A 13,015-nucleotide genomic window follows, 5' to 3' on the forward strand; every position below is an offset into this window, starting at 1 on the left:
CACGCCGACGAAGTACGGTTAAGGGGTGCTGAAAACCGCCCTCAAACCCCGCTGGATCGCAGGCCTGGTGCTGGCGATCGTGATTTCGGGAGTCTTTGTGCTGTTGAGCCAGTGGCAGTTCGGCCGCTCCACACGGTCCGAGGCGCCGGTTTCCACAGGAACCGAGGACGCCCGCCCGCTGACCACGGTCCTGAAGCCGGGGCAGTTCTTCCCGGGCTCGGTGGCCGACCAGGTCGTCACCGCCACCGGCAGCTACGACCCGCGGAAGCAGGTCCTGGTGCCGGGCCGGATTCACGAGGGCGCCAAGGGATTCTGGATCGTCTCCGCCTTCGCCGTGCAGGGCGCTCCCGCCTTGACCGGCGCCGGCGCATCGCCGCAGACCTGGATCCCGGTGGCCCGGGGCTGGGTGGCCGATGCGGCTGACGCCGCGGCGCCGCCGTCGGGCACTATTGAACTCACCGGTCGGCTGATCCCCTCCGAAGCGCCGCTGCCCAACACCGACGCCGGCGCCGGGCGGGCAAGCGCCGTCTCCGTCGCGGAACTCATTAATCTCTGGGACGTCAGCAGCTATCCCGGGTTCGTGGCCGCCAGCGCCGAGCGCTCCGGCGGTGCGGACGTTGCCGCCGCCGGCTCCGTCAAACCGCTCAATATCGGCCCGCAGCCGCCCGCCCAGACCGTGAACTGGCTCAACCTCTTCTACGCCGCGGAGTGGGTGGTCTTTGCCGGCTTCGCACTGTTTATTTGGTGGCGCCTGGTCAAGGACGACTACCGCCGCGGCCTCGAAGACGCCCAGGACGAGGCGGCCGCCCGGCTGGCCGCCGCCGGCGGACCCCACGACACCGATCCGCCCACTGATTCCCCCGCAACCGAACCAACCAATCCGAGAGTGCAATCATGATCGAGCCCCAGCCGGCCATCCAGCCGCAGCAGTCCAACGGAACGGGAAGCGCCAACGGCAAGAAGCGCCGCTTCGGCGGGACCGAGGCGCAGATCCGCTCCGCCCTGAAGTTCTACAAGGTCCTCGCCTACCTGACGGGCTCCATGCTCCTCCTGCTCTGCGCGGAGCTGATCGCCCGCTACGTCTTCGGCCACTACCTTTTCGCCGGCGGCACCAACGCCGTGACCGGGCAGCCGTTCGGCTTCGGGTTCGCCGACGCCGAGCCGCCGGGAGTAATCGGGGGAGTGAACCTCTCCGTGGCGGTGCTGATCGTGCACGGCTGGATGTACGTCGTCTACCTGATGTCCAACTTCCGACTCTGGTCGCTGATGCGCTGGCCTTTTGCCAAGCTCGTCATCCTGGCGCTGGGCGGCGTCGTGCCGTTCCTGTCCTTCTTTGTGGAAAAGAGGTTCCACGCAGAGGTGGAGGCGGAACTGGCTGCCAACCCGCAGGCGCCGCAGCGCTACTGACCTGCTCTCCTCCGGACGCTCCGGCGGCCTGTGAGTTCGATTACCCGGGGCTTCTCAATGTGCGGGGGACCGGCGGCGCAAAGTAGGCTAGTGGGGTGACCACTCCCACTGCATCCCAGACGTCCCAAAGGCCTGTGCTGGTTGTTGACTACGGTGCCCAGTACGCGCAGCTGATTGCCCGCCGCGTCCGGGAAGCGAATGTGTATTCGGAAGTCGTTCCGCATACCTACAGCACCGAGCAGCTGCTGGCGAAGAACCCGGCCGCCATCATCCTCTCCGGCGGCCCCGCGAGCGTCTACGCCGAAGGTGCCCCGAGCGTCGGCGCAGACCTGTTTGAGGCCGGCGTCCCGGTGTTCGGCATTTGCTACGGCTTCCAGGCCATGGCCAACGCCCTGGGCGGCAAGGTCGCCCAGACCGGACTGCGCGAATACGGCGCCACCGAGACCACCACCATCGGCGAAGGCCGCTCCATCCTTGAGGGCATGCCGCAGCACCAGAGCACCTGGATGAGCCACGGCGACTCCGTCCACGAGGCCCCGGAGGGCTTTGATGTCCTCGCGACGACGGCGGGCGCCGACGTCGCCGCCTTCGCCAACGAGGAGAAGTGCCTCTACGGCGTGCAGTGGCACCCCGAAGTGAAGCACTCCGCCTACGGTCAGCAGGTCCTGGAGAACTTCCTCTTCAAGGGCGCCAAGCTGGAACCGAACTGGACCACCGGGAACATCCTCGAAGAGCAGGTGGCGCGGATCCGCGAGCAGATCGGCGACTCCCGCGTGATCTGCGGGCTCTCCGGCGGCGTGGACTCCGCCGTGGCCGCAGCCCTCGTCCAGCGCGCCGTCGGGGACCAGCTCACCTGTGTCTTCGTGGACCACGGCCTGCTGCGCGAAGGCGAAGCGGAGCAGGTGGAACGCGATTTTGTGGCCGCCACCGGCGTCAAGCTCTACGTCGCCAATGAGCAGGAGCGTTTCCAGGCCGCGCTGGCCGGCGTCAGCGACCCGGAAACCAAGCGCAAGATCATCGGCCGCGAATTCATCCGCGCGTTCGAAGAGGCCGAACTGGCCATCATCGCCGAGGCTGCGGCGCACGGCGAAAAGATCAAGTTCCTGGTCCAGGGCACCCTGTACCCCGACGTCGTCGAATCCGGCGGCGGCGAGGGCGCGGCAAACATCAAGAGCCACCACAACGTGGGCGGCCTGCCGGAAGACCTGCAGTTCGAGCTCGTGGAACCGCTGCGTGCACTGTTCAAGGACGAGGTCCGCGCCGTCGGCGCCCAGCTCGGCCTGCCGCAGGAAATCGTAGGCCGTCAGCCCTTCCCGGGCCCCGGGCTCGGCATCCGGATCGTCGGCGAAGTGACCAAGGAGCGGCTGGACCTGCTGCGCAAGGCCGACGCCATCGCGCGCGCCGAGCTGACCGCGGCCGGCCTCGACAACGAGGTCTGGCAGATGCCGGTCGTGCTGCTGGCGGACGTCCGCAGCGTCGGGGTGCAGGGCGACGGCCGCACCTACGGCCACCCGATCGTGCTGCGTCCGGTGTCCTCCGAGGACGCCATGACGGCGGACTGGTCGCGGCTGCCCTACGAGCTGCTCGCCCGGATCTCCAACCGGATCACCAACGAGGTGGACGGCGTGAACCGCGTGGTACTGGATGTCACCAGCAAGCCGCCGGGAACCATCGAGTGGGAATAGCGTTGTGAATGGCCGGCCTCTTCGGAGGCCGGCCATTTTCTTTTGGCCAGCCCTTTCGCCGAAGCAATTTGCCCACGAATTTGGTGTACGCCAGTGTTGCGGCCCCGCACTGACGCCCGATTCGGGCTAACCTCGAAGGCATGCCGGTATGGTCCAGGGCGTCCCGCGCGAACTCAGAAACCGCGAGCACAGAAACCGTGAGCACAGAAAAGAAGGCAGCAGTGTCAGTTGGTCAAGGCCACCCCGAGGGCTCCGAGGAGTTCAGGAAATGGCTGTCGGGTCTCAAACCCGTCACCGGAGCAGACACCATGCTGCGCTTTACGAAAACGCCCGAGGGCTCCATTGACCTGACCCACGCGCATCCCTCGGGCCTGGCGCAGCTGATGGCCGGCCGCAGGACCCGCCTGTCGACCCTGATCCGTGACCGTCAGCAGTACGTCGTCGCCGCGCGGGCCTCGCGCAACCTTCGCTCCAAGATCTTCGAGCTCGCCAACGACCGCGGCATCGACGCCGGCTACTTCTCGGCCGGCACCGTTGTCTGGACCTCCGCCGTCGGGGGCAAGCCGCAGCGCGTGTCCGCGCCGGTCATGCTCACCGCCATTTCCCTCACCGTGCGCCCCGGCGAGGACGATTACGAACTGCAGCTCACGGAACAGGCCCGGATCAACCCCGCCCTGGTCCGGCACTTGAAGACCATCCACGGGATTGTCTTCGACGTCAACGCCGTGACCCGGATGGCCTACAGCACGGCCCGGTACAATCCGCAGCCGGTGCTGGACCGCCTCGGCACCCTGATCCAGCCGATCCACGGCGCCGAAATCGAGCACAACCTGCTCGTCTCGACGTTCGCCGACCTCTCCGGCAACCTGGATGACCCCTGGATCAACCCGAACAACCCGCTCGTGGCGGCGCTGGGCCGTGCCGCGGCCGGCGACCCGGTGGATGTTCCCCACCTCGAAGAGGGGCGCTTTCCCAGCACGGACCAGCGCAGCCCCGCCGACGAACTCCTGCTGCTTGACGCCGACACGGACCAGCAGTACGTCGTGGACGCCGTCCGCGCCGGCGACTCACTGGTGGTCAGCAGCCCGCCGGGCACCGGACAGACCCAGACCGCGATCAACACCATCGGCGCCTTGGTCGATGAAGGCAAAAGCGTCCTGGTCGTGGGCGACCGCCGGGCCAGCCTGGGCGAAGTTTCCGCACAGCTGGAGACGTTGGGGCTCGAATCGCTGCTCGTGCAGCTCGCCGGCAACTCCACGCCCCTGATGCTCAAGGGGCAGCTGGTCCGCGCGATTGTCCGCAACGAAAAGTCGCTCGAACCGCAGCTGAAGAACCTGCACTCCACCCTGACCGAGCACCGGCACGCCCTGATGGACCATGTCGCATCCCTGCACAACGTTCGCCAGCGCTGGGGCTGCTCGCCGTACGAGGCCATGCAGTCGCTCGCGGCCCTGACCGCCATCCACCCGGCACCGGCCACCACCGTCCGGCTCAAGCGCAGCGTGCTGGACAGCATCCGGGACCGTGAGGAACTGGCCGGACGGCTCAAACGGGCGGCCGAGCTGGGCAGCTTCAGCCGCGCCTCGACCATGAGCCCCTGGCATGGCGCCCGGCTGCTGACGCGCAAGGAGACCCAGGAGGCGCAGCAAGTGGCCCGCTCTGTCGCGGAGAAGCTCCCGCAGCTGCGCGAACGAATGAACGGCGTCGCCGAACACGCAGAGATCCGCCTCGGCGAGACATTCGCCGAATGGGGGGACCAGATCGACCTGCTGGTCGCGGTCCGGGAAAGCCTGGACAAGTTCACCCCCGACATCTTCGACCGGCCCGTCCATGATTTGATTTCGGCCACCGCCCCGTCCTCGTGGCGCCGCGAGCGGAACATCGAAATGGCGTCGATGCAACGCTCACGCCTGCGCCGCGTTGCCAAGGAGTACGTCCGTCCGGGCGTGCACATCGCGGACCTTCACAGTTCGCTGGTGCTGGTCCAGGAGCAGCGGGCCACCTGGTCGGGGTACGCCACCACTCAGCGCCACCCTGCCGTTCCCTCCGGGCTGGCCGAGATCACCGCCCTGTACCGGGAGCTGGATTCCGAGCTGGCCGAGCTGAGTGAGGCCGTGCGGCATACGGCTGCCGGCGGAGCGGTCCGGGACACCCCGTACGAGGAACTGGTGGAGCGCCTGGAACGCCTCGTCGCGGACACCGGCACGCTGGAGACCCTGCCCGAGCGCACCTTGCTGGTGGAGAACATGCGCGAGCACGGCCTGGGCGAGCTGCTCGCGGACCTCGCCGAGCGCGAGGTGCCGGCCGAGTCGGTGGCCGCGGAGCTTGAGCTGGCCTGGTGGCAGTCGGCCCTCGAAGCCATGATCAGCGGTGACGACTACCTTGCCATGTCCGACGGCGACGCCCTCCGCCAGCTCGAGGCGGAGTACCGCCTCGCGGACAACGCGCACATCGCCAGCGGCGCCGCCCGGTTGCGCTGGAAACTGGCCGAGCGGTGGCGCGCCGCCCTCAGCGAGCACCCCCGCCAGGCCGACCTGCTGCGCAGCCTGCTCAAGGACGGGCGGGTCACTCCGGCGGCACTGACCGCGCAGTCACCGGAGCTCGTGCCCATGCTCGTGCCGGTCTGGTCCGTCAGCCCCTACCTTATGACCAGCCTGCTGCCGGCCGAACAGCGCTTCGACGTGGTCGTGATCCTCGACGCCGAGGCGACGTCCCTGCAGGCCGTGCTGCCCGCCGTGGCGCGCTCCCGGCAGGTCATTGCTTTTGGCGACGACAAAATCGCCAGCCCGCGCGGCTTCACCGTGGGGGTCGAGCGGCTCGCCGCGGGTGAGAACTCGCACCAGCCGGTGGACAGCGCTTACCAGGCCCTGGCCGCCGTGCTGCCGGTCTGGAAACTGCGGACCGTCTACCGCGCCGTCGACGAGGACCTGGTCCGGCAGTTGAGCAAGGGATTCTACGAGGGCGGACTCCGCCGGCTCCCGGAGGGGCAGTCGGCCACGGGCCTGGACCGGGCCCTGACAGTGGAATACCTGCCGGACGGGACCGGCCTGCCGAGCGCCGACCACGACGGCGTCGAATCCGTCGTGGCCGAAGTGAACCGTGTGGTGGAGCTGGTCTTCGAACACGCACGGCTGCGCCCCCGCACCTCCCTGGCGGTTGTCACGGGCAGCCTGCGTCACGCCGCCCGGATCGGCGAGGCCATCCGGCGGCAGCTGCCCAACTACCCGGTGCTGGGCAGTTTCTTCACCGCCGGCGACGAATCTTTCCGGGTCGTGGACCTCGAACGGGCCCAGGGGCTGGTCCGCGACCATGTGATCTTCTCGCCCGGTTACGGCCGCACCCCGCACGGGCGTGCGCTGCATAGCCTCGGGCCGCTTTCAGCCGAGGGCGGCCGTGCTAAATTCGCCCTGGCGATGACCCGGGCGCGGCGTTCACTGCACGTGCTGAGCTGCTTCCGGCCCGAGGACCTGGACGTCACCCGCCTGAGCCACGGCGCGGTGGATTTCTACGAGCTCCTGGACCGCGAGATCGCCGGCAACTCCGACCTGGGGAGCCCGGCATCCCGTGCCGCGGCCAGCGAGCAGGCCCTTGGCGCCGACCCGCTGGTGGCCGATCTCGGGGACCGGCTCCGTGCCCGCGGCGCTCGCGTCTGGCACCAGTACGACGGCGTCCTGGACATGGTTGCCGCGGCCGACCCGATGCACACTATCGGCCAGGACGACGCCGAGATTCCCCGCCCGGTTGCCATCGAGTCTGACGGCACCGAACGGTACCGGCGGATGACAGTGCGTGAGCGCAGCCGGCTCCGCCCGCAGTTGCTGGAGCGCATGGGCTGGCGGTACATGCCACTATGGACAATAGAGGTCTTCACCGATCCGTCCGCCTGCGCGGACCGGATCGGCGGCTACCTCGGACTGGAGAAGCCTGCGGCGCCGAGCCGGGTGCGCCCCTCGCCCGGTTTCTCCGACGACATCGAAAACCTGAGCGTCGAAGACGGGCAAGATGCCTACGCTCCGGCCGCAGCTGACCGCAGCTGACCGGGGCTAACCGGCAGGCCCGGAGGCACTGAACAGTTATTTGCAGCAAGGAGGCCGGCGGCATGAGCGCAGACGGCGAGAACGAAAACAACAACCACGGTGACGGCAGTGACAGCGGTGACGCAAAGCAGGCAGGCGACCCGAACGTGACTGCCCCGGACACCGCTGAACGGAACCAGGAAGCGCCCGCCCAGAAACCACAGGGGCAGCCGGGGGCCGGCGCCGCGGCTTCCGGCGGACTGCTGCCGAACAAGGCGGCCGAAGACGATCCGCGACGCTGGGGCGACCAGCCCGGGAGCTACGACCACGATGCCTGGCTCAAGGAGCAGCGGCCGCCGCACTGGGGCTGACCCGCACGCCGGCGAAGCAGCCGGCGGCCTCCGCTATCCGCGCCCGGCCCTGACCAGGACGAAGAACAGCTTGCCGTGCGTGGACGCTCCGGCGAGTTGGCGGGCCTGGTCAGGGTCAGCGGCCACCACGATCAGGCCGTCCGTCGCCCCGGCGTCGAGCCATGGGCCGGCCCGGCCGCCCTGCGCTGAGGTCCACAGGACCGGAACAGCCGAAGCGAGGAGCCGGGAAGCGGCTGCCTTTTCATAACCGTCGCCGCTCGTCATCACGACATTGACCAGCTGGCCTGGGGAGACCAGCTGGATCGAGGCAGGGTCTGCCATGCGAAGTGGCACGGCCACCGAACCCGGCGGACTGCCGGCGAGCAGCCCGGGGCCGACGAACTGTGAGTCGGAGAGTAGCTGGCCCTTGCGCAGGGCCACGGCGAGCTGTTTCCCGTCCAGTCCGGCAGGGTCAAGCGGGCCGGCGGGCAGAACGCCGGGCGGGATCTGGATGGCGACGACGTCGGCCGCATCCAGCACCCGGCCGGCCGGGAGATCCTTGGCCGCGGCCCACGCGGTGACGGTGGCTTCGGGCGCAGGAGTCAGCTGCTGCACGGCCATGCCGGCGGCGAGGCACAGCAGCAGGGCTATGACCAGCCTTCGGTGTCTTCCCAGCCAGCCGCGGAAGCGCCGCCTCGGCGGAAATTTGCGGCGCGAGCCAGGGCGGATGGCAGCGCGCGGAAGCGGTGACGGAGACGATCTGAAACGCGGCGTCGACCCGTAAGACGGTGCTGATCGGGAAAAGAGTGTGCGGCGGCTGCGGTGGGCCATGTCGCCACGTTATGGTGGGGAAGCCAGCCGGCGTCAGGCCCGGGCGGCGCTATGTGGACAACCGTGGGGGTGCCGGCGTGCCGGGTACTAGTTGGCGGCGGCGGAAGCCGGTGCGGAGCTCGCAGCCGGGCTGGCAGCGGGGGCGACGGCGCTGCCCTTGCTATCGCGTGAGTCGGTCCGGTAGAAGCCGGAGCCCTTGAACACGACGCCGACGCTGTTGAACTTCTTGCGCAACGTCCCCTGGCACTCCGGGCAGGTCGTCAGGGAGCTGTCCGTAAACGACTGCACGGTCTCGAAGGCGTGGCTGCAGTCCTTGCAGGCATATGCATACGTGGGCACTGGGGTTCCTCCTCTTGGACAAACGAGCAGGTCCCGTGCTGCCGGAGCGGCATCTCCGCCACCGGAATCGGTGGACGAGGAAACCGCATTAGCAGTCGCAGGGCCTGAGTGCCAATTCTATCACCCGCCGGCTGCGGCTAGGAAAGCCCGGCAAGCCGGACCAAGCCGCCAGGAGTCAGGGCGGCCGCGACCTTCTGATCGAAGGACTCCGCCGGGATGCTGCCAGCGGGGAGTACCTCGGCGTCGTAGACGACGGCCGCCGTCGGCAGCGGGCCGTCGCTGGCCCGGGAAGGGCCCGCCGGCAGTGTGGCGAGGGCCGCAAGGAACTTGTCGTAATAGCCGCCGCCCTGCCCGATCCTGTTGCCCGAACGGTCCAGGGCCGTGGCGGGGAGGAAGATTCCGGCCACGTCCCGCATCACGGACGTGCCGAGCCGTTCACCGGTCGGCTCCTGGATGGGTGCATAGCGGCTGCGGACAAACTCCGAGGCCGGGGTCCAGTACACCCAGCTCAGCGCCAGTCCAGGTTCGCAGACCGGGAGCAGCACCCGGTGGCCGGCATCATGCAGGGCGGCCAAGAGAGGCAGGGTGGGCGGCTCGGAACCGACGCCGAGGTAGGCAGCGAAGGTGCGTGGTCCGCCGTCGGCCAGCCCGGAGGCCCACGCCAGCCCGTGCCGGGCGATTGCCGAACCGGCGGCATCCAGCTCCGCCGGCGACATCGCTGTCCGGCGCAGCCGGTGCCGCGAACGGATCTCTTCCTTGGTGCTCATGCGGTGGCGTCCTCTCGCCCGGGCGGCGCCTGATGATGTCGGCTGCCGCGGCTGCCGTGCCGGTGGGGACAATTACCTGATGTTTTGCCCCCTCAGTTAGATTAGTCGAGTGATTACACCCAACGCCTCCGTCCGTAAGGCCGTCATCCCCGCTGCGGGCCTCGGCACCCGTTTCCTTCCGGCCACCAAAGCGATGCCGAAGGAAATGCTGCCGGTCGTCGACAAGCCGGCCATCCAGTACGTGGTCGAGGAAGCCGTGAACGTGGGCCTCAACGACGTCCTGATGATCACCGGACGCAACAAGCGCGCCCTCGAGGACCACTTCGACCGCGTGCCCACCTTGGAAGCGACGCTGGAGGCCAAGGGCGACACCGCCAAGCTGGAGTCCATCCAGGCCGCGAGCAACCTGGGCGATATCCACTACGTCCGCCAGGGCGACCCCATGGGCCTCGGGCACGCCGTGCTGCGCGCCAAGCAGCACGTCGGTTACGAACCTTTTGCCGTGCTGCTGGGCGACGACCTCATCGATGCCCGCGACGAGCTGCTCAGCACCATGATCGAGGTCCAGGCAAAGACCGGCGGCTCGGTCGTGGCTTTGATCGAGGTCGACCCCTCGCAGATCAGCGCCTATGGCTGCGCCGACGTCGAGCCGGTTGAGGGCGAGGAGTACGTCCGGATCAAGCAGCTGGTGGAGAAGCCCGACGTCGACGAGGCCCCTTCGAACCTGGCCATCATCGGCCGCTATGTGCTGCACCCCGCGGTGTTCGAGGTCCTCGAGCGGACCGAGCCCGGCCGCGGCGGCGAAATCCAGCTCACCGACGCCCTGCAGGAACTTTCCGCCGGCGAAGGTGAAGGCTACGGCGTGTACGGCGTCATTTTCCGCGGCCGCCGCTATGATACGGGCGACAAGCTCAGCTACCTCAAGGCCTGCGTCCAGCTCGCCTGCGACAGTGATGACCTCGGCCCCGGTCTGCGCGAATGGCTGCCCGGCTTCGCCTCCAGCCTGACGAAATAGTCCCATGGGGGGCAGCTTCACCTGGCCGGTGACCCTGGAGTGCGGCGATCTTGTGCTGCGTCCGATCCGGTACCGGGACCGCAAGGAGTGGAGCGAGCTTAGGGCCCGCAACGACGCGTGGCTGGCCCCCTGGGAAGCGTCCAACCCGGTACCGGGCGGCGGCTTGCCTGACTACCGGCAGATGGTGCGGTCGCTCAAGGCCCAGGCGGCGCAGGCCACCGCGCTTCCCTTTGTCATTGCTGCCTGGACTCCCGGGTTCAAGGAACCGGTGATCGTGGGGCAGCTGACGGTCTCCTCGATTGTCTGGGGCTCGGCCATGATGGCCACCCTCGGCTACTGGGTCGACCAGGACCGCGCCGGCCAGGGCATAGCCCCCACCGCCGTCGCGATGGCGACTGACTACTGCTTCCGGACCCTGGGGCTGCACCGGATGGAAATCAACATCCGGCCGGAGAACCGTCCGAGCCTGCGGGTGGTGGAAAAACTCGGATTCCGCGACGAGGGCTACCGGCCGCGTTTCCTGCACATAAACGGCGCATGGGCGGACCACCGCACCTTCGCCCTGACCTCCGAGGAAGTCCCCGGGGGCCTGCTGGCCCGGTGGCTGGAAACCCGCCCCGCACAGGCACCGGAAACCCCCGCCTGACCAGCAGTTTCGTCATATATCCAGTGATTTGGCAGTTGCCTCGCGACACACCGCTGCCAATGCCGCCCGCTCCGCCGTCTTGCTCATACGGTTTTGATTGTGGACTTCCCTCTTAGCAGCTCAGTGATCCTTGTCATTGCTGTTGCGCTCTGGATCGTATGGGTGGCTCCCTACATGCTCCGGAACGGCCGCCCCCAGCTGCAGCCGGCGGGGGAGCTCCTGATGAATGCCGTGGATGTAGAAAAAGCAGACCCCCAAGCCGGAAACCTCATGAAGATGGCTGCCCCGCAGGAGACACCGATGACGAGTACGCAGCGCCCCGAGTCAGCCCCGGGTTCCACTAACTCCGGCGATCGGAAACCGGCGGCTCCGGCGTTCCGGATCCGCTACGGCCGGCTGGCGCTTGCCGTGCTGGGGCTGCTCTCGCTGCTCACCGGCGTCGTGTCCGCCGCCCTTCGGCTCTTCGGCGTCGGCTCGGGCTGGCTGCCCGCCGCCACCCTGCTCGGGGCCGTTGCCGCCGTCGTGTTGCTCCGCAGGCTTGCGGTGCGGGACCGCCGGCGCAAGGTTAACGCCGCGTTCCGCTCGGCCATGGGCGCCCCGGCGCGGAGAGCTTCCGAGGAGACCCCGGCGCAGTCCGACGTCATCCGGGAAGCTGCGGTGCCCGCGAAAGAGAGTCCGCTCTTCGACGCAGAAGCAGGCGCCGCGCAGCCCCAGGCCGCCCCCGCACCCCTGACAGCCGACGAACTGCGGCAGGCGGCACTGGCCGAGGCCGCCGCCTCGGGCGATACGTCCGTGCGCCGCGTCGGCGACCCGTCCTCTGCAGAAGGCTCCAGCTGGGAACCCGTGGAGGTCCCCAAGCCGACGTATGTGGAGGCGCCCAAGGCGGAACGCCCCGCCCCGGAGCCGCTGGACCTGCCGGAAGCCCCGAAAGCCGTCGGCAAGCCCTCGCTCAAGCAGGCCACCGTCCGGCAGCCGGAGGCGGCTGCTGCCGAGTCGAAGGTGATGGGCAAGGGGCAGAGCGCCCTGAGCAACCTCGACGACGTCCTGCAGCGCCGACGCGCCTGACTCAAACTTCCCGCCCCGGGCAGCCGACACATCGGCCGCCCGGGGCTTTTTGTTGCCCGCGGGAGTTATCCTGACGAGCATGACGAGAATCTGCGTTGCGGGGGGAACCGGCCAGGTGGGCCGTGAAGTGGTGCGGCAGGCCGTCGAGGGCGGACACCGCGTCGCCGTGCTTAGCCGTCGTCCGCCCGCGCCGGGGGAGGCCGGCCGGGACGACGGCGCAGAGTATTTCCGTGGGGATGTCACCACGGGGGAGGGGCTGGCCGCCGCGCTGGCCGGAGCCGACGTCGTCATCGATTGCCTTGAGGGACAGTCCGGCAGGGCGCTGAAGAACTTCGCCGACGGCGGAGCGCGGCTGCTCGCTGCCGCCCAGGACGCCGGCGTCAGGAAGGCTGTCATGCTCTCGATCGTCAACTGCGACCGGAGCAGCTTTGGCTACTACAAGTCGAAGGCGGCCAAAGAGCAGGTCTACGAGCGTTCCGGGCTTGAAACCCTGGTGCTTCGGGCCACGCAGTTCCATTCCCTCCTCGCCGGCGTGTTTGCCGCCGGAGCAAGGATCCGGCTGATCCCGGTGGTGAAGGGCGCCCGGTTCCAGCCGATTGCGCCCGCAGAGGTGGCCACGGAACTACTGGAGTCGGCGCTGGAGGCGCCGTCCGGCGTGCAGCACCGGGTCCGGACCGTCGGAGGTCCGGAGATCGTCGGGATGCGCGAGCTGGCCCACAGCTGGCGGCAGGCTACCGGGGCGCGCGGCCGCGTAGTGGAACTGCCGCTGCCCGGCGGCATGGGCAAATACCTGCGCGCCGGCCTCAACCTGGCCCCCGGCGAGCGACACGGCACGCAGACATTCGAGGGCTGGCTGGCAATGCACGCCGATAGTTTGTAGCCTAGGAACGTTGA

Annotated in this window: 12 protein-coding genes; 9 read left to right on the forward strand and 3 right to left on the reverse strand. The window is 68.7% G+C overall.

Going from position 1 to position 13,015, the window contains the following annotated elements; all coding sequences use genetic code 11:
- Nucleotides 1–25 precede the first annotated feature (25 nt).
- The 5 genes from AC1DGE_RS11690 to AC1DGE_RS11710 all read left to right on the forward strand — a co-directional run bounded on the left by AC1DGE_RS11690 (nt 26) and on the right by AC1DGE_RS11710 (nt 7,479).
- Nucleotides 26–898, forward strand: a complete 873-nt coding sequence (locus tag AC1DGE_RS11690) for an SURF1 family protein (RefSeq protein WP_441417099.1) — start codon at nt 26–28, stop codon at nt 896–898.
- The gene (locus tag AC1DGE_RS11695; protein WP_441417100.1) at nt 895–1,407 is read left to right on the forward strand and encodes a DUF3817 domain-containing protein; all 513 of its coding nucleotides are present in this window, start codon (nt 895–897) and stop codon (nt 1,405–1,407) included. The genes AC1DGE_RS11690 and AC1DGE_RS11695 overlap by 4 nt, the downstream gene beginning before the upstream one ends.
- A gap of 95 nt (nt 1,408–1,502) precedes the next feature.
- Entirely contained in the window at nt 1,503–3,092 is a 1,590-nt protein-coding gene (gene guaA / locus AC1DGE_RS11700; RefSeq protein ID WP_476908483.1) for a glutamine-hydrolyzing GMP synthase, read from the forward strand.
- Between the two features lie 221 nt (nt 3,093–3,313).
- Nucleotides 3,314–7,129: an AAA family ATPase gene (locus AC1DGE_RS11705; RefSeq protein WP_476917497.1), complete on the forward strand. Its 3,816-nt coding sequence runs from the start codon at nt 3,314–3,316 to the stop codon at nt 7,127–7,129.
- Nucleotides 7,130–7,191: 62 nt separating this feature from the next.
- Nucleotides 7,192–7,479 (forward strand): hypothetical protein, encoded by a 288-nt coding sequence (locus AC1DGE_RS11710; protein ID WP_476892151.1) that lies wholly within the window; start codon nt 7,192–7,194, stop codon nt 7,477–7,479.
- A 33-nt stretch (nt 7,480–7,512) separates the two neighbouring features.
- Here the strand turns inward: AC1DGE_RS11710 and AC1DGE_RS11715 are convergent, their stop codons facing one another.
- The 3 genes from AC1DGE_RS11715 to AC1DGE_RS11725 form a co-directional block, all read right to left on the reverse strand.
- Entirely contained in the window at nt 7,513–8,079 is a 567-nt protein-coding gene (locus tag AC1DGE_RS11715; RefSeq protein WP_476917498.1) for an RcpC/CpaB family pilus assembly protein, read from the reverse strand.
- 297 nt (nt 8,080–8,376) lie between these two features.
- On the reverse strand, nt 8,377–8,628 hold the full coding sequence (locus tag AC1DGE_RS11720) for an FmdB family zinc ribbon protein (protein WP_476908486.1): 252 nt from the start codon (nt 8,626–8,628) through the stop codon (nt 8,377–8,379).
- 137 nt (nt 8,629–8,765) lie between these two features.
- A complete protein-coding gene (locus tag AC1DGE_RS11725; RefSeq protein WP_476908487.1) occupies nt 8,766–9,395 on the reverse strand; it encodes a 5-formyltetrahydrofolate cyclo-ligase in 630 nt (209 codons plus the stop codon).
- A gap of 109 nt (nt 9,396–9,504) precedes the next feature.
- Here AC1DGE_RS11725 and galU point away from each other — a divergent pair, with 109 nt between their 5' ends.
- From galU to AC1DGE_RS11745, 4 genes are all read left to right on the forward strand, one after another.
- The gene (gene galU, locus AC1DGE_RS11730) at nt 9,505–10,410 is read left to right on the forward strand and encodes a UTP--glucose-1-phosphate uridylyltransferase GalU (RefSeq protein WP_441417106.1); all 906 of its coding nucleotides are present in this window, start codon (nt 9,505–9,507) and stop codon (nt 10,408–10,410) included.
- A 4-nt stretch (nt 10,411–10,414) separates the two neighbouring features.
- The gene (locus AC1DGE_RS11735) at nt 10,415–11,056 is read left to right on the forward strand and encodes a GNAT family N-acetyltransferase (RefSeq protein ID WP_441417107.1); all 642 of its coding nucleotides are present in this window, start codon (nt 10,415–10,417) and stop codon (nt 11,054–11,056) included.
- Nucleotides 11,057–11,179: 123 nt separating this feature from the next.
- Nucleotides 11,180–12,121 carry a hypothetical protein gene (locus tag AC1DGE_RS11740; protein ID WP_441417108.1) on the forward strand — a complete coding sequence of 314 codons (942 nt, stop codon included), beginning with the start codon at nt 11,180–11,182 and terminating at the stop codon, nt 12,119–12,121.
- A gap of 79 nt (nt 12,122–12,200) precedes the next feature.
- Nucleotides 12,201–13,001 carry an SDR family oxidoreductase gene (locus AC1DGE_RS11745; RefSeq protein WP_441417109.1) on the forward strand — a complete coding sequence of 267 codons (801 nt, stop codon included), beginning with the start codon at nt 12,201–12,203 and terminating at the stop codon, nt 12,999–13,001.
- The last annotated feature ends 14 nt before the right edge of the window (nt 13,002–13,015 follow it).

This window comes from Arthrobacter sp. 05N425 (assembly GCF_056397125.1).